The sequence below is a fragment of the Solihabitans fulvus genome (genome assembly GCF_008386585.1).
GTDB lineage: Bacteria > Actinomycetota > Actinomycetes > Mycobacteriales > Pseudonocardiaceae > Solihabitans > Solihabitans fulvus.
The window spans coordinates 1-15,600 of sequence record NZ_VUOB01000037.1; the positions used below are offsets into that span (position 1 = coordinate 1).

General features: G+C 70.6%; 16 protein-coding genes. 8 read left to right on the plus strand and 8 right to left on the minus strand.

All coding sequences use genetic code 11. The features are described from left to right. The first annotated feature begins 144 nt into the window (after positions 1 to 144). Positions 145 to 1,014, plus strand: a complete 870-nt coding sequence (locus F0L68_RS20280) for an alpha/beta fold hydrolase (protein WP_149851198.1) — start codon at positions 145 to 147, stop codon at positions 1,012 to 1,014. A 7-nt stretch (positions 1,015 to 1,021) separates the two neighbouring features. Here F0L68_RS20280 and F0L68_RS20285 read toward each other — a convergent pair whose 3' ends face one another. Then, a complete protein-coding gene (locus F0L68_RS20285; RefSeq protein WP_149851199.1) occupies positions 1,022 to 1,567 on the minus strand; it encodes a CGNR zinc finger domain-containing protein in 546 nt (181 codons plus the stop codon). A gap of 125 nt (positions 1,568 to 1,692) precedes the next feature. Further along, a complete protein-coding gene (locus F0L68_RS20290; protein ID WP_223198977.1) occupies positions 1,693 to 2,277 on the minus strand; it encodes a SigE family RNA polymerase sigma factor in 585 nt (194 codons plus the stop codon). Between the two features lie 130 nt (positions 2,278 to 2,407). Between F0L68_RS20290 and F0L68_RS20295 the strand changes: the two genes are divergently transcribed. Further along, the gene (locus F0L68_RS20295; protein ID WP_149851201.1) at positions 2,408 to 2,689 is read left to right on the plus strand and encodes a YciI family protein; all 282 of its coding nucleotides are present in this window, start codon (positions 2,408 to 2,410) and stop codon (positions 2,687 to 2,689) included. A gap of 15 nt (positions 2,690 to 2,704) precedes the next feature. Here F0L68_RS20295 and F0L68_RS20300 read toward each other — a convergent pair whose 3' ends face one another. The 3 genes from F0L68_RS20300 to F0L68_RS20310 form a co-directional block, all read right to left on the minus strand. Beyond that, entirely contained in the window at positions 2,705 to 3,607 is a 903-nt protein-coding gene (locus tag F0L68_RS20300) for an SDR family oxidoreductase (RefSeq protein WP_149851202.1), read from the minus strand. A gap of 168 nt (positions 3,608 to 3,775) precedes the next feature. Beyond that, a complete protein-coding gene (locus F0L68_RS20305) occupies positions 3,776 to 4,708 on the minus strand; it encodes an aldo/keto reductase (protein WP_149851203.1) in 933 nt (310 codons plus the stop codon). Positions 4,709 to 4,785: 77 nt separating this feature from the next. Further along, positions 4,786 to 5,070 (minus strand): DUF427 domain-containing protein, encoded by a 285-nt coding sequence (locus tag F0L68_RS20310; protein WP_149851204.1) that lies wholly within the window; start codon positions 5,068 to 5,070, stop codon positions 4,786 to 4,788. 180 nt (positions 5,071 to 5,250) lie between these two features. On the opposite strand from F0L68_RS20310, the gene fbaA reads away from it, so the two are divergent. Continuing rightward, positions 5,251 to 6,285, plus strand: a complete 1,035-nt coding sequence (gene fbaA / locus F0L68_RS20315; RefSeq protein ID WP_149851205.1) for a class II fructose-bisphosphate aldolase — start codon at positions 5,251 to 5,253, stop codon at positions 6,283 to 6,285. A gap of 99 nt (positions 6,286 to 6,384) precedes the next feature. Here the strand turns inward: fbaA and F0L68_RS20320 are convergent, their stop codons facing one another. After that, positions 6,385 to 7,566 carry a hypothetical protein gene (locus tag F0L68_RS20320; protein ID WP_149851206.1) on the minus strand — a complete coding sequence of 394 codons (1,182 nt, stop codon included), beginning with the start codon at positions 7,564 to 7,566 and terminating at the stop codon, positions 6,385 to 6,387. A 388-nt stretch (positions 7,567 to 7,954) separates the two neighbouring features. On the opposite strand from F0L68_RS20320, the gene F0L68_RS20325 reads away from it, so the two are divergent. The 4 genes from F0L68_RS20325 to F0L68_RS20340 all read left to right on the plus strand — a co-directional run bounded on the left by F0L68_RS20325 (position 7,955) and on the right by F0L68_RS20340 (position 11,703). Next, positions 7,955 to 8,371 (plus strand): DUF3151 domain-containing protein, encoded by a 417-nt coding sequence (locus tag F0L68_RS20325; RefSeq protein WP_149851207.1) that lies wholly within the window; start codon positions 7,955 to 7,957, stop codon positions 8,369 to 8,371. Between the two features lie 148 nt (positions 8,372 to 8,519). Continuing rightward, a complete protein-coding gene (locus F0L68_RS20330; protein ID WP_188316699.1) occupies positions 8,520 to 9,623 on the plus strand; it encodes an FUSC family protein in 1,104 nt (367 codons plus the stop codon). A 224-nt stretch (positions 9,624 to 9,847) separates the two neighbouring features. Next, the gene (locus F0L68_RS20335; protein WP_149851208.1) at positions 9,848 to 10,318 is read left to right on the plus strand and encodes a hypothetical protein; all 471 of its coding nucleotides are present in this window, start codon (positions 9,848 to 9,850) and stop codon (positions 10,316 to 10,318) included. 236 nt (positions 10,319 to 10,554) lie between these two features. Next, on the plus strand, positions 10,555 to 11,703 hold the full coding sequence (locus F0L68_RS20340) for an IS30 family transposase (protein WP_438672300.1): 1,149 nt from the start codon (positions 10,555 to 10,557) through the stop codon (positions 11,701 to 11,703). A 133-nt stretch (positions 11,704 to 11,836) separates the two neighbouring features. Here the strand turns inward: F0L68_RS20340 and F0L68_RS20345 are convergent, their stop codons facing one another. Beyond that, positions 11,837 to 12,520, minus strand: a complete 684-nt coding sequence (locus F0L68_RS20345; protein WP_149851210.1) for a hypothetical protein — start codon at positions 12,518 to 12,520, stop codon at positions 11,837 to 11,839. 69 nt (positions 12,521 to 12,589) lie between these two features. Here F0L68_RS20345 and F0L68_RS20350 point away from each other — a divergent pair, with 69 nt between their 5' ends. Then, complete coding sequence (locus tag F0L68_RS20350) at positions 12,590 to 13,879, plus strand: adenylosuccinate synthase (RefSeq protein ID WP_149851211.1); 1,290 nt, start codon at positions 12,590 to 12,592, stop codon at positions 13,877 to 13,879. 52 nt (positions 13,880 to 13,931) lie between these two features. Here F0L68_RS20350 and F0L68_RS20355 read toward each other — a convergent pair whose 3' ends face one another. Next, positions 13,932 to 15,551 (minus strand): Na+/H+ antiporter, encoded by a 1,620-nt coding sequence (locus tag F0L68_RS20355; RefSeq protein ID WP_223198978.1) that lies wholly within the window; start codon positions 15,549 to 15,551, stop codon positions 13,932 to 13,934. Positions 15,552 to 15,600 lie beyond the last annotated feature (49 nt).

The window sequence follows — 15,600 nt, forward strand, 5'->3', positions numbered from 1 at the left end:
CGCACACCCCGCACCGTCACGAAGTGAAAAAGCTCCCGCCTGACGGGCTTTGGTCAGCGGGTGGTGCGTGGACGGTCAGCGGGCTGGCCGACTCTGAGCACTGCCCGACACGCTCGAAGCCCTCAAGCGAGAGAAGAGAATCCCATGAGCCAGACGACCCAACACTCGGTGAGCGGCCCGCGCACGGTGACCTCGGCGGACGGCACGCCGATCAGCTACCACACGGTGGGGACAGGCCCCGGCATCATCCTGATCGGCGGGGGCTTCCGCCACGCGCAGGACTACCTGCCGCTGGCCCACGCGATGGCCCCCTCCTGCACGGTGCACGTCATCGACCGCCGGGGACGCGGCGCCAGTGGCCCGCAGGGCCCCGACTACAGCTTCCGCACGGAGGTGGAGGATCTGCTCGCCGTCCAAGCGGACACCGGGGCGCGCTGGGCGTTCGGCCACAGCTACGGCGGGCGCGTGGCCCTGGAGGCCGCCAGGGTGTCGACCGTGTTCGAGCGGATCGCCCTGTACGAGCCCGCCCTGTCCACCACCCCCGCCCCCACTGGCTGGATCTCCGCCTACCGCGAGAGGCTGGCCGCCGACGACGCCTACGGCGCGTTCGCGTGCTTCATCAAGGGCGCGGGCGTCGCGCCCCGCGCGATCACCGCGATGCCACGCTGGTACCTGCGGCTGGTGCTGCGTTTGGCCTTCCCGTCGCCGAGCAGGAAGTACGCCAAGCAGCTCATCGCGGCACACCTGGCCGAGGCTATGCAACTCGCCGCCGACCCTGGGCGCCCCGCCGAGTTCGCCGGGGTCACCGTCCCCACCCTCCTGCTGTGCGGCGGCCGCAGCGCGCCGGGGACCACCGAGCCGACCGCGGCCCTGCGCGACGCCCTGCGGGACGCCACCCTCGAAACCCTGGACGGACTCCAGCATTTCGGTCCCGAGGGCAAGACAGCACCCGTCGTCGCCCAGCGCGTGCTGGCCTTCCTGCTCGATGACCGGAACGGCCGGCGCGGCCGGTGAGATTTGGTCAGGCGCTGCGCATCCGCCGCATCGCGTGTCGCCGGGAGCACCAGCGGCGGTTGCCGGCCGGGGAGTCGTCCACGAACCGGATGTCGCAGTCCTCGGCTGCGCACACCTGCACCCTCGGCCGGTCCGGCTCGGCGAGCAGGGCGACGGCGTCCGCCGCGACCGCGCCGAGCGCCGCGGCGACCGGGTCGCCGACGGCCGCGCGATGGGCCCGCAGCACGCCGTCGGCGTCCATCCGCAGCTGTGGCGGCGGCTGGCGGTGCGCCCACGCGTGCCGGTTGATGACGCGCAGGTCGGCGCGGTCGACGGGCCGACCTGCGGCCAGCGCGAGGCTGGTCCGGTCGACGGCCTCGCGTAACTCGCGCGCCGAGGCCAGGTGGTCGGCGGTGACCCTGGCGGGCTCGGCCAGCAACCCGGCCAGCTCGAACCACTCCGCCAGGTCGGCCGGTTCCAGCAGCAGGTCGCGCCGCCGCCTCGACCGGTCCCGCAGGGTGTTCACCAGACTGACGCTCGGCTGCCCGCCGTCCCAGACCCAGTCCTGGCGCATGGCGTCACTCTGTCACCCGAAGTGGTCGCCTAGCTACGGTCACAAGGTCGCAAACTGCTATCGACCGTCGACGATCTTGGTGCCCTGCCACGACAAGCGTGTGGCAGTACCGCAGGCCTTCAGCGCTATCGGCCGGCCATGATCTTCTGGAGCGCGTCTAGGGCGCGGCTCGCGGTCGACTTCACGGTGCCCTTGGAGATGCCGGTCGCCTCGGCGATCTCGGCCTCGGACAGGTCGCCGTAGTAGCGCAGCACCAACACCTCGCGCTGCCTCGGCGGCAGCTGGCCGAGCGCCGCGACGACGGCCTGGTGTTCGGCGGTCAGCATCGCCAGGCTCTCGGCCGAGCGCGCGTTCACCGCGTGCGGCGGCGTGTAGTCCCGCGCCGTCTTGCGGCGGCGCAGCACGCTGCGCGACCCGTTCACCACGGCGGTGCGCAGGTAGCCGAGCGCGGCCTGGGCGTCGCGCAGCCCGCCCCAGTTGCGGTGCAGCCCGGTGAACGCCTCCTGCACCACGTCCTCGGCGGTCGCGGGCTCGTCGACGAGCAGCAGCGCCAACCGGACCAGCCGCATCCGGTGTTGCCGGTACAGGTCTTCCAGGGTCAACGGCGTGGTCGCCGGCGCGGGTGTGCCGTCGAGCACTCGCAAGTGGCTCAGCGTGTTCTCCACGCTGTACTGCGCGCCTCCGCCGGATTGTTCCTGGGGTCCCACCACGGGGATGACGTTACCCAACGAACCGCTCCCCGCGCGCCACGACCGGGTACCTGGGTGGCGCGGGTGTCGGGTCGTGTCCCGCCGACAGGTAGCGTGCCGATGGTCCGATTGGTCCGCACAGGGAGCTGACATGGCGAAGTTCGTGGTGGAGCTGGTGTTCGGCGACAACCGCGAGGAGCGCCTCGCAGTGCGGCCAAGGCACCGCGAGTACCTGCGCGAGCTGGCCGACCGCGATGTGTTGCTTCTCGCGGGCCCGTGGGCCGACGACGCCGGCGCGATGCTCGTCTACGAGGTGGCCGACGAGGCCGAGCTGCGCGAGATCCTGGCCGCCGACCCGTACACGCCCGCGGCCGTCGTCGCCGAGACCCGCGTCCGCGAGTGGCAGGCCCTCACCGGCCGCCTGCTCGCCTGACGCAGGCCAGTACACCTAGCTCCCGCCGACCGCCGCCGCGCCGCCGGGGCCGACGGGCCGGGACGCCGCCTCGGCGCCGCGTTCCTCGATGTCGCGCACGGCGGCCTTGTCCGCGGCCGGCACGAACTTCGCCGCCTGCCGGTCGACCACGCCGGGCGCGAGCGCGCGGAACAGCTTGAGCGCGCCGATCCAGCCCGGCACGTACACCGACTTCGATCGCCGCGCGATCCCGCCGACGACCGCCTTGCCGACGGCGGAGACCGGGTAGGTCCTGCTGGCCAGGCCGGGCATGCCGGTGCGGATTGGCCCGAACACGGGGTGCTGGTCGGCGCTGTTGACCATGTCCGTGGAGATCCACGAGAAGTAGGCGACGCCGACGTCGACGCCGAGGTGCCGCACCTCGGCGCGCAGGCTGTTGGCGAACGCCTCGCAGCCCGCCTTGGCCGCCGAGTACGCGGCGTTGCCCGGCACGTGCACGATCGAGGCGAGCGAGGACACCACCAGGCAGTAGCCGCGCCGCTCGATCAGCTGCGGCAGGCAGGCCCGCACGGTCCGCCAGACGCCGAGCAGGTTCACCTCGATGACGCGGTCGAACGCGGCGGGGTCGATCGAGCGGACGAACCCGGTCGCGGCGATGCCGGCGTTGGCGACCACCACGTCGATGCCGCCGAAGCGCTCGACCACCCCGGCGACGGCGTGCTCCAGCGCGGCCGGGTCGGTGACGTCGGCCTCCCACGCGGCCGCGTCGCCGCCGCACTGCGCGGCCACCTCGCGGAGCTGCTCGCCCTCGAGGCCGACCAGGGCGAGCCTGGCACCCTGCCTGGCCAGCCTGCGGGCCACCTCGGCGCCGATGCCTCGCGCGGCGCCGGTGATCAGCACCACCTTGCCGGTCACGTCAGCCCTACCGCGTGCGCGCACAGCGACCTCCTCGGAATCCCGGTGCGAAAACCTCGTCCGAGTAGGCACGCTAGCCCAACCTACTGCCAGTAAGCTACTGGTGAGTCGGTAGAGATCCCGGCGGGCCGGGACTGGCTCCCGGCCCGCTGAGCCACGCCCGAAACAGGTCGGCGGCGCGGCGGGAACGCCTCAGCTGCTGGCCGCGTCCAGCCGGCCGAGCTCAGCTCCCGTGAGGGTTAGCGAGGCCACCGGCAGCAGCTCGGCGAGCTGCTCGGGGGTCCGCGCGCTGGCGATCGGGGCGGCGACCGTCGGCTGCGCCGCCAGCCACGCCAGCGACACGGCGGCGACCGTCGTGTCGTGCGCCGCTGCGATCTCGTCCAGCGCGGCCAGCACCCGCCCGCCGCGCTCGTCGAGATAGGCGCCTGCGCCGCGGGCGCGCGGGCTGTCCACCTCGACACCGGGCCGGTACTTGCCGGTCAGGAAGCCCTTGGCCAGCGAGAAGTACGGCACCGCCGACAGCTTCGCGTCGGCGACCACAGTGGCCAGCTCCTGCTCGTAGCCCGCCCGCTCGACCAGGTTGTAGTGCGGTTGCAGGGCGACATAGGACGCGAGGCCCTCGCGGGCGGACACCGCGAGCGACTCCGACAGCCGCGCCGGCGTGAAGTTGGACGCGGCGATGTGCCGCACCTTGCCGTCGCGGACCAGCGCGTCGAACGCGCTCAGCGTCTCCTCAAGTGGGGTGCCCGCGTCGTCCTGGTGCGCGTAGTAGAGGTCGATGTGGTCGACGCCAAGCCGCCGTAGCGAGTTCTCCGCCGCGGTGCGGATGTTCGCCGAGGACAGGGTGGTGAGCCCGTCGAGCATGCCGACCTTCGTGGCCACCACGACGTCGTCGCGGTTGCCGCGCGCGGCCAGCCACTCGCCGATGATCGTCTCGGACTCGCCGCCGGAGTTGCCAGGCGCCCAGGCCGAGTAGACGTCGGCGGTGTCGACGAAGTTGCCGCCAGTGGCCGCGTACGCGTCGAGCACGGCGAAGGACTGCTCCCGGTCGGCCGTCCAGCCGAACACGTTGCCGCCGAGGCAGAGCGGGAAGACGTCGAGGTCCGATGTTCCAAGCTTCGTCATGACAAGGACGATATGTCCCGGCTCAACGGGTGGGACAGGTCGTCGAGCCGGGACCGGTGGTCACCTGGATCACACCGTCACGCGGTGATCTCCACGCCGTTCCAGAACGCCACGTAGTCCTTGATCTGCGCGGCCTCCGGCTTCGGCTCCGGGTAGAACCAGGCCGCGTCGATGTTCTCCTTGCCGTCGACGTGCAGCGTGTAGTAACTGGCGGTGCCCTTCCACGGGCAGACCGTCGTGGTGTCCGACGGCCGCAGGTACTGCACGTGCACCGAGTCGAGTGGGAAGTAGTGGTTCCCCTCGACCATTTCCGTCTGGTCGCTCTCCGCGATGACCGCGCCGTTCCAGCGTGCTGTAGCCATGCCTCCAGTCTGCTCCTCGGCGCGCCGTCGCGCCCACGTCGCTGCGCCGGCCGGCGGCATCGGCTGCGCCCGCGAACGCGGCGAGGTTACGAAGAGTTGCCGCCGTGTGATCGGTGTGACCCGGGGCCTCGTAGGATGCAGCGGAACACGGCGCCCCGGGCACCCTGAGGAGGACTTCCGATGCCCATCGCAACCCCCGAGGTCTACGCCGAGATGCTTGACCGCGCCAAGGCGAACGAGTTCGCCTACCCCGCGATCAACGTGACCTCGTCGGAGACGCTCAACGCGGCGCTCCGTGGTTTTGCCGAGGCCGAGAGCGACGGAATCATCCAGGTCTCGACCGGTGGTGCGGAGTTCCTCTCCGGCACCAAGGTCAAGGACATGGTGACCGGCGCTGTCTCCCTTGCGGAGTTCGCCCACGTCGTTGCCGAGAAGTACCCGGTCAACGTGGCGCTGCACACCGACCACTGCCCCAAGGACAAGCTGGACGGTTTCGTCCGCCCGCTCGTGGCGATCAGCCAGGAGCGCGTGGCCGCCGGCAGGAACCCGCTGTTCCAGTCCCACATGTGGGACGGCTCCGCCGTGCCCATCGAGGAAAACCTCCAGATCGCCGCCGAGCTGCTCGCGCAGACCTCGAAGGCGAACATCGTGCTCGAGGTCGAGATCGGCGTCGTCGGCGGCGAGGAGGACGGCGTCGCCAACGAGATCAACGACAAGCTCTACACCACCGCCGAGGACTACCTGCGGACGCTGGACGCGCTCGGCAGCGGCGAGAAGGGCCGCTACCTGCTCGCCGCGACCTTCGGCAACGTGCACGGCGTGTACAAGCCGGGCAACGTGAAGCTGCGCCCCGAGGTGCTCAAGCAGGGCCAGGACGTGGTGTCCGAGAAGCTGGGCCTGCCGGCCGGCTCCAAGCCCTTCGACCTCGTCTTCCACGGCGGCTCCGGCTCGCTGCTCGAGGAGATCCACGAGGCGCTGACCTACGGCGTGGTGAAGATGAACATCGACACGGACACGCAGTACGCGTTCACCCGGCCGATCGTCGACCACATGTTCCGCAACTACGAGGGCGTGCTGAAGATCGACGGCGAGGTCGGCAACAAGAAGCTCTACGACCCGCGCAGCTACCTCAAGGCCGCCGAGCAGGGCATGGCCGCCCGCATCGCCCAGGCGTGCGAGCACCTCAAGTCCGCTGGCCGCATGATCGCCGGCTGACCTTCCCCGCGCCGTGCCACGAAGGGCGCCATCAGGACCTCGAACGGTCCCGATGGCGCCCTTCGTCATGTCCGGACGGCGTTCACGCGCGGACGGCCATCACACGCGGGCGGCCTTCGCCCAGCGCGTCGAGAGCCTGTCGACGCCGAACCACAGCGCCACCAACAGCACCAGCGTCACCGGAATCGTGCGGTAGTCCAGCGGCGGGGCGACGATCACCCGCGACTGCGCCCACAGCGCGCCGTAGCCGAGAGCCGTGAGCAGCGCGCCGCCGAGGCACGCGACGGCCGCCGCGCCGAGCCGCAGCCGGTAGGCGAGGTCAACGGCGAGGCCGAGGAAGATCGCGAAGAACGGCACCGCGGACGGCGGGAAGCTCGTGCCGACCAGGATCGGCCAGATCAGGCAGCGGTAGGCCACGTACGCGGCGGCCACGATCGTCGCGGACCACGCGCCGTTCATCAGGCCCCGCGCCACCACGAGCACCAGCGAGCAGAACGCCAGCGACCACACGGGATACACGTACGACGGAATCGGCAGTGCGAAGTGCAGCAACGAATCCCGGTTCACCGGGTGGCCGAGTTGGTTGGCGGCGAAGGTCAACAGGCTCGGCTCCGCGTACGGCGCGCCCCGGTCCCAGGAGGCGATCTCCAGCACGCCGTACTCCTGCTGCCCGTTGGGGAACCACACGTTCTCGAAGTAGAAGAAGAACAGCGTGCCGAGGCCGACCGCGTAGGCGCGCTTGGCCAGGAAACCGACCCATTTCCAGTCGACCAGCGGGACCAGTGGCCTACGCGGGAAGAACCGCAGCCAGCCGAGCACGACACCGGCCTGCATGATCGCGGTGCCCAGGTAGAGCATCGCGTGCGACGGGCTCCACGACGTCAGGTCGAGGCCGCTGACCCGGTGTTTGATCACGTCGAGCGGGGCGGCGATGATGAAAACGCCCATGCCCCACTGCATCAGCCGCAGGGTCGTCTTGTCGGCGCCGTAGCCGGTGAAGGTGTGGAAGACGACCAGCAGGATCGCCAGGCCGGTGCCGGCGGTGTTGAGCAGGTGCGGCGGCGCGAGGTCGTCGCGTAGCCACTTGAAGTGCCAGGACACGTCCCAGGACGAGCCGAGCAGCTTGCCGAGGAAGGCGAGCAGCCAGGCCAGGTAGAGCGTGACCACCAGCGGCGCCGGAGTCTCCCTGCCGGCCTCGCCGCGCGTCCAGTACAGCCGCGCCTGTTCCTTGAGTAATGCCACGAGGCCGCGCTTCGGCTCGACCTGCTGCCCTGCTGTCACGCGAACATCATCCCCGCACGCTCACCGGCCGAACAGGGCACCCTGCCCTGAAATTCCCCCAAGGATGCCCCCTAGGGGTGTCGCCGACCTGCGGAATTCCAAAATCACCCGCACGAGTGGGTGGTGTTCGTTGCCACGGTGGGCCCCGCTGGAGCAGGGTGCGCCGGATCGAACGGCCGGATGGAGGACTCCTGGTGATGAGCAAGCGCGTGATCGCCGCGGTGCTGGTGTCGGCGATGGTGCTGACGCTGGCCGGAGTGGTCGGGGTGATGGCCACGCTGCTCATCCGCTGAGCCCCGCCCCCGCAGCCTCGCCCCCGCAGCCTCGCCTCGGAAGCCTCGCCCCCTGAGCCGACGGCCGCCGGGGCGCGGTACGGCACGATGGGGCCATGACCTTGCACCAGGACCTGCTCGGCCCGGAGCCGACCCGGCTGCCCGAGCGCCCCGAGCCCCAGGCCGCCATCGACGGCGGCACCGACCCGGCGCAGGTGGCGCGCACCTGGCCGGACTTCAGCGAGGCGTGGGGCAGGCTGGCCGAGGCGGCGCTGACGGCGGGCGACCCGGTCGCGGCCTACGCGTACGCCCGCACCGGCTACCACCGCGGCCTCGACCAGCTGCGCCGGTCCGGCTGGAAGGGGCACGGCCCGGTGCCGTGGAGCCACCGCCCGAACCAGGGCTTCCTGCGCGCACTCGCCGCCCTGGCCCGCGCCGCGGGCGAGATCGGCGACACCGAGGAGTACGACCGCTGCCGGACGTTCCTCGCCGACAGCGACCCCGAGGCCCCCGCCGCACTCGGCCTGGCCTGACCCGCACCCTCGCGCGTCATGAAGGACGCCTTCGCGACACCCCGAAGGCGCCCTTCATGACACAAGCGCGGCCCTCGACCCACGGCGCGACGCTCCGGGCGCTTCCCGGCCTGACCGGGTCCGGCCACCGGTCGCCGGCCGGGTGAGAATGACCGCCGTGAAGAGCGTGCGCACGGAACTGGTCCGGCGGTTGCGGCGGTGGCAGCGGACCGCGCTGCCGATCGGGCAGGCCGCGCTCGCCGCAGGCCTCGCGTGGCTGGTTGCCAACAACCTGATCGGCCACCCGCGCCCGTTCTTCGCGCCCATCGCCGCGGTGGTCTGCCTCGGGGTGTCGCTGGGCCAGCGGCTGCGGCGTGTGGTCGAACTCGTCGTCGGCGTCTCGGTCGGCATCGGCGTTGGCGATGTCCTGATCTCCGCGATCGGCTCGGGACCGTGGCAGATCGCGCTGGTCGTGGCGCTGGCCATGTCCGCGGCCGTGCTGCTCGACGGCGGGGCCGTGATCGCCCTCCAGTCGGCGTCCTCGGCGGTGCTGGTGGCCACGCTGCTGCCGCCGAGCTCCACCGGCGGCCTGAACCGCATGGTGGACGCGCTGATCGGTGGCCTGGTCGGCCTCGCCGTCGCCGCCCTGCTGCCGGCCAACCCGATCACCGTGGCGCACCGCCAGGGCAAGGTCGTGCTTGGCGAGCTGGCCGCCGCGCTGCGCGGCCTCGCGGACGCCGTCGCCGAGCGCGACGGCGTGCAGGCTGCGGCCGTGCTGACGCGGCTGCGCACCAGCCAGGCCGGCATCGAGGACTTCCGTTCCGCGCTCCAGACCGGCAGCGAGATCGCCGCCATCGCGCCCATCCGCTGGAAGCGCCGCGACGAGCTTGGTCGCTACCAGGCCGCGCTGGTGCCGGTCGACTACGCGCTGCGCAACACCCGCGTGCTGGCCCGCAGGGCGCTGGCAGCGCTGCGGGACGGCGAGGAGGTGCCCGAGGCCCTGCCGGATGTTCTGCGGTGCTACGCCGACGCCGTGGACCAGCTGCGCACAGAGCTGGCCGAGGGCGCCGAGCCCACGAAGGCCAGAGCGGCGGTCCGAGACGCCGCGCGCGCCACCACGGCGGCCACCCTCGGCGGCGGAGGCTTCTCCATGCGCGTGGTGCTCGCCCAGATCCGGTCCGTGGCCGTGGACCTCTTGCAGGCCACCGGCCTGAGCCGCAGCGAGGCGACGGCGGCCCTTCCGCCGCTCACTCGTGAGGTGCCGCCGGCCTGAGCCGGCCCCCTCGCGAGTTATCCACAACCGCCCCGGTTGCCCACAGCCGGGGATAGGGGATAGAACGTGATCACATCGGAAATACGCCAGCAACGCATGTCGGATGAGATGCGCGCCAGCGAATATCTGATCTGGATCATCGAGATCAAGATGTGACTTTCGAGGTACCCGCGCCCTTGGCTATATTGTGGTGAAACTTAACCTGACTATACCTGGGGGCGGCTGTGGGCATGCTCGAACGGCGCACGATTGAGGTGGTGACACCATTCCTTGAGGTCGATGAGAATATTGAGATCACCACCTTGGCGATGGTGGGCATCATCCCGGTGAAGCAGAATCTTGCCAGCGCCGCAGCCGCAGCCGCGGTCGGCGTAGCGTTCGGCAGTGCTGTCATGGTGCTCACCTCGCCGAAGAAGTTCTACATTGCGCTGACTGACCGTCGATTGCTCTTTTTCGAAGAGCACAAACTCAGCGGACGGCCCATCAAGAAGGTCGCGTGGAGCCTGCCACGCCAGTTGCTGCACACCAACGAGCCGGCGAACCTATTGATCGTCGCACGGCTACTGCTGACGATTGATGGCCAGGCCAACGCTGTGAAGCTCACCTTTCCCCTGCCGGCCAAGCGTGGTGCCGCGCAACTTGCCGCCGCGCTCAACGGGAGTACCTCGGCAACGACTCAAGAATCAGGTGCCTGAGCCCCCGTTATCCACAACCGCCCCCGCTATCCACAGCCGACCACAAATCGCCACCCCCGACCATGGACCGCGAATAGACTGGCCAAGGGCAGTGCCCCCTTGAGTTCTAGCGGTCATCGCAACACCCGACTTTTGGGGATGCGATGGCCTTCGAGATACGCAAGATCCGCACGCCACAGGGACGCAAGAAGCTGGTCCGGGAGCGGGAGGAATACTTCCGGCTTGTGGATCAAGGTGTGAGCAGCCGGGAAGCCTGCCGGATCGTCGGCATCAACCGCCGGACCGGCAAGCGCTGGCGCAACGGCACCAACCCCACGAAGAACGGCACCAACCCCACGAAGAGACGACCCGCCCAGACAGCACACACAGCGCTGGCTGAGCGGGTCATTTCTGCCTCTCGGCACCTGACGGCGAACGAACGCCTCTACATCGCCGACCACTGGCGGGCCGGAGCCGGCGTCCGAACGATCGCCGTCCAGCTCAACCGTCATCCCTCCACGATCAGCAGGGAACTCAAGCGCAACGCGCATCCGACCAGCGGGGACTACCGCCCCCACGCCGCCCAGGCACGCGCCGAGTCCCGCCGACCGCGTCCCAAGCCCGCGAAGCTTGCCCAGAACCCGGAGCTGCGACAGTACGTGCAGGAGCGTCTGAACAAGCGCTGGAGCCCGGAACAGATCGTCCAGCACCTGCACAGGGACTTCCCCGACCGGCCGGAGATGCACGTGGTCCACGAGACGATCTACCAAGCCATCTACGTCCAAGGCCGGGGCGAACTGCGCCGGGAACTCGCCAAGGCCCTGCGCACCGGCCGAGCCCGCCGCAAGCCCCGACGCCTGGCCCAGCAGCGTCAGCCCCGCTACAGCCACCCCATGGTGATGATCAGCGAACGACCCGCCGAGGTCGATGACCGCGCCGTCCCCGGGCATTGGGAAGGCGATCTCATCATCGGCAAGGACAACGGGTCCGCCATCGGCACCCTGGTCGAACGCTCCACCCGGTACGTGATGCTGCTGCACCTGTCCAACGGCCGTACCACCGAGTTGGTCCGCGACGCGCTGGTCGAGGCCATGAAGACACTGCCGTCCCACCTCACCCGGTCCCTGACCTGGGACCAGGGCAGCGAGATGGGACGCCATCACGAGTTCACCCTCGCCACGGACATCCCGGTCTACTTCTGCGACCCGGCCAGCCCCTGGCAACGCGGCTCGAACGAGAACACGAACGGGCTGCTCCGGCAGTACTTTCCCAAGGGCACCGATCTCTCCGTCCACGGCCGCGAAGACCTCGACGCCGTCGCCGCCGAACTCAACGGACGCCCACGCAAGACGCTCGGCTGGGAAACCCCAGCCGAGCGTCTGCATACACTCCTTGCAGCCGCCTAACACCGACCACGTGTTGCGACGACCACTGGAATTCACCCCCCGTGGTGGGTGGGGGTGTCTTTCGGGGTGGGGGTGTCCCTGTAGGGAGAGCGTTTTCGCAGGTAGGTGGCCCTGACAGGCCAAGCCGCCCCTGTCAGGCCAGGCCGCGCACGAGTCGCAGGTCCTCGGTGTGTCGGTACCAGGTCCACTTGTTCATGGGCCGCGGATGCCGCACCCCGTCGGACGTCACGGTCGTCGGCAGGCACCCGACCTGAAACGCCCGACCCTGCGTGGTCGTCGTCCGCCGCCCGATCAGGCCCCGCCGCGTCACGTGCACGACCAGCCCGAGCTTGCGGTCCGGGTCCGCGGTGACCTCCACCCGCGCGGCCTGTCCGCGCAGCACCTGGTTGTCGTCGCAGTAGCCGACCCCGCGCACCGGCGCGATCACGCCCAGCCCGAGCAGCACCCCGCCGACGTCGTCACGGACCAGCGGCACCGGGTCGGGTTCGCCGCCAAGCGCCACGTCCAGCGCGCGCCCTGGGTCCGTCGACAGGCCCCACAGCTTGGCCACCTCGGAGTCGTGGTCGGCCGGCAGGTAGCCGATCGGGATTTCGCCGAGCCGCTCGGTGCGCAGCAGCCGCAGCACCACGGCGGCCAGGTCGGCGTCGGTGCCGGCCACGACGAGACGGAGGTCACCAAGCTCGCTCAGGACCGGGTCGAGGTCAGCCTTTCCCGGCGTGACGGGCACCCGTTGGAGGCGCAGATCGTCACGTTCGGTGAACGATGGCAACTCGGTGTGGCCGCCCGCATTTCCGCAGGCCAGCACGATTCCACGCACGATCAGCTCCTGGTCTACCCTTGGTCACCGGCATTTGCCCGAACTTCTTCGACCGCCTTGGAGTTTCACATGCCGGCCATCGTGCTGATCGGCGCCCAGTGGGGCGACGAGGGCAAGGGCAAGGCCACTGACCTGCTCGGTGAGAGCGTTCAGTGGGTCGTCCGCTACCAGGGCGGCAACAACGCCGGCCACACCGTGGTGCTGCCGGACGGCAACAACTTCGCCCTGCACCTCATCCCTTCCGGCATCCTCACGCCTGGGGTGACCAACGTCATCGGCAACGGCGTCGTCGTCGATCCCGGCGTGCTGCTCGACGAGCTGGCCGGCCTTGAGGCCAGGGACGTCGACACCAGCCGCCTGCTGATCTCGGCCGACGCGCACCTGATCATGCCCTACCACGTGGCGATCGATAAGGTCACCGAGCGCTACCTCGGCAAGGCCAAGATCGGCACCACCGGGCGCGGCATCGGCCCGTGCTACCAGGACAAGATCGCCCGCGTCGGCGTCCGTGCCCAGGACCTGCTCGACGAGAAGATCCTGCGGCAGAAGGTCGAGGCCGCCCTGGACTTCAAGAACCAGGTGCTGGTCAAGGTCTACAACCGCAAGGCGCTCGACGCGAACCAGGTGGTGGACGGCGCGCTGGAGCACGGCGCGAAGTTCGCCGACCGCATCGCAGACACCCGCCTGCTGCTCAACCAGGCGCTTGAGCGCGGCGAGACGGTGCTGCTGGAGGGCTCGCAGGGCACCCTGCTCGACGTCGACCACGGCACCTACCCGTTCGTCACCTCGTCGAACCCGACCTCGGGCGGCGCGTCCGCCGGTTCCGGCATCGGGCCGACGAGGATCACGACGGTGATCGGCATCCTCAAGGCGTACACGACCCGCGTCGGCTCCGGTCCGTTCCCGACGGAGCTGAACGACGAGATGGGCGAGACGCTGCGCAAGACCGGCGGCGAGTTCGGCGTCACCACCGGCCGGTCCCGCCGCACTGGCTGGTTCGACGCGGTGATCGCCCGCTACGCGGCCAGGGTCAACGGCATCACCGACTACTTCCTCACGAAGCTGGACGTGTTGTCGGGCCACGAGAAGGTCCCGGTCTGCGTCGCCTACGAGGTGGACGGCCGCAGGGTCGACGACATGCCGATGACGCAGACCGACGTGCACCACGCCGTCCCGGTCTACGAGGAGCTGCCGGGCTGGTGGGAGGACATCAGCAAGTGCCGCACCTTCGACGAGTTGCCCGCCAACGCGCGGGCCTACGTCGAGCGGCTCGAGGAGCTGTCCGGCGCGCGCATCTCGGCGATCGGCGTCGGCCCCGGCCGCGAGCAGACCATCGTCCGGCACAGCATGACGGGCTGACCTCGTCAGCCCGCGTGGACAGTGCCGCTCCGGCGGCACTGTCCACATCGGACTAGAGCCGGGACCGCCACGAGCTGGTCAGGGCGGCCTCCTCAAGGTCTAGTTCGCGCAGCACCCGCCGCATCACCTCGTCGTCGAGCCTGCCGGCGTCCCGCTCGGCCACCAGCGCCTCCCGTTGGGTGCTGAGCAGCTCGCGCCGCAGCCGGGTGAACGCGCCAGCCCGACCGTCGGCGTCCTCGTCGTCGGTCTGCTCGAGGCGCCGCGCCGCGACCTTGGCCCGCATCCGTTCCATCGCGCGCAGCCGTTCGCTGAGCTTCGCGGCGACCTCGGGCGGCAGTTGCACGGCGGCGGGCGCGACGAGCTCGTCGAAGCGCGCCATGGCCGCCGCGGTGGCCGCCTCCCTGGCGTTCGCCTCCGCCTCGGCGTCCCGTCCCCGCTCGCCGGGGTCGCGCACGTCCAGCCTGCGGATCAGCCACGGCAGGGTCAGGCCCTGCACGAGCAGCGTGCCGACGGTGACCACGAACGCGACCAGCGCGATGGTCTCCCTGCCGGGGAACGGCGCGCCAGAGTCGGTGGTCAGCGGGATGGCCGCGGCGGCGGCCAGCGTCACCACGCCCCGCATCCCGGTCCAGGAGATCACCAGCAGCGCCCGCCACGACGGCCGGTCGCGCCGCTGCGGGATCAGCGGGACGCGCGGCAGCATGCCGAGCACGAACACCGCGACGACCCTGATCACGATCACCGCGAGCAGCACCAGCAGCGCCTTGCCGACGACCGTGTTCAGGGCGACGCCGGACGCGTTCAGGCCGTCCAGCACGGTGCGCAGCTGCAACCCGATCAGCGCGAAGACCACCGTCTCCAGCAGCAGGTTCACGGTGTTCCACACGGTCTGCGCCTGCAACCTGGTGGCGAAGCTCGCGCGCGGCGACAAGTGCCCGAGCACGAGCCCGGCGGCCACCACCGCGAGCACGCCGGAGCCGTGCAGCTCCTCGGCGATCAGGTAGGCCGCGAACGGCACGGTCAGCCCGAACACCGACTCAAGCGAGGTGTCCCCGAGCCGCATCCGCACGGCGTGTGCGGCCCAGCCGAGCACGAGGCCGAGCGCGATGCCGACCACCGTGGCGAGCCCGAACACCCCGACACCGCGCGCGAACGAGCCGCCAGCGCCGACGACGGCCGCGACGGCGACCTTGTAGACCGTCAGCGCGGCGGCGTCGTTGACCAGGCTCTCGCCGCTGAGCACCGTCATCAGCCCGCGCGGCAGCCCGAGCTGGCGGCCGATGGCCGCCGCGGTCACCGCGTCGGGCGGTGCGACGACCGCGCCGAGCGCGAGTGCCGCCGCGAACGGCAGGCCGGGCATCAGCAGGTGCACGACGTAGCCGACGGCGAAGGCCGTCACCACCACCAGCACAACGCCGAGGCCGACGATCGGCCGGACGGCGGCCTTGAGGCTCAGGTAGGAGCTGTCCAGCGCGGCCGAGTACAGCAGCGGCGGCAGCACGACCGTGAGCACCAGTTCGGGGTGCAGTTCGAACGGCGGCACGCCGGGCAGGAACGACACCACCATCCCGACGGCCACGAGCAGCAGCGGGGCCGACCAGTTGAGCCTGCGCGCCAACGCGGTGACGGCGAGCGCGGCGATCAGCAACCCGAGCAGGTGGGCGTTGTGCACGGCGGAACCTCCGGGTGCTCTGGTCGTCAGGGCGTTTCCAGGATTCGGG

Excerpts from the sequence above, each read along its gene's own strand:
- F0L68_RS20330 (WP_188316699.1), top strand. The coding sequence starts at position 8,520 with ATGACCGCCGTGAAGAGCGTGCGCACGGAACTGGTCCGGCGGTTGCGG.
- F0L68_RS20350 (WP_149851211.1), top strand. The coding sequence starts at position 12,590 with ATGCCGGCCATCGTGCTGATCGGCGCCCAGTGGGGCGACGAGGGCAAG.
- F0L68_RS20280 (WP_149851198.1), top strand. The coding sequence starts at position 145 with ATGAGCCAGACGACCCAACACTCGGTGAGCGGCCCGCGCACGGTGACC.
- F0L68_RS20325 (WP_149851207.1), top strand. The coding sequence starts at position 7,955 with ATGACCTTGCACCAGGACCTGCTCGGCCCGGAGCCGACCCGGCTGCCC.
- F0L68_RS20305 (WP_149851203.1), bottom strand. The coding sequence starts at position 4,708 with ATGACGAAGCTTGGAACATCGGACCTCGACGTCTTCCCGCTCTGCCTC.
- F0L68_RS20295 (WP_149851201.1), top strand. The coding sequence starts at position 2,408 with ATGGCGAAGTTCGTGGTGGAGCTGGTGTTCGGCGACAACCGCGAGGAG.
- fbaA (WP_149851205.1), top strand. The coding sequence starts at position 5,251 with ATGCCCATCGCAACCCCCGAGGTCTACGCCGAGATGCTTGACCGCGCC.
- F0L68_RS20310 (WP_149851204.1), bottom strand. The coding sequence starts at position 5,070 with ATGGCTACAGCACGCTGGAACGGCGCGGTCATCGCGGAGAGCGACCAG.
- F0L68_RS20285 (WP_149851199.1), bottom strand. The coding sequence starts at position 1,567 with ATGCGCCAGGACTGGGTCTGGGACGGCGGGCAGCCGAGCGTCAGTCTG.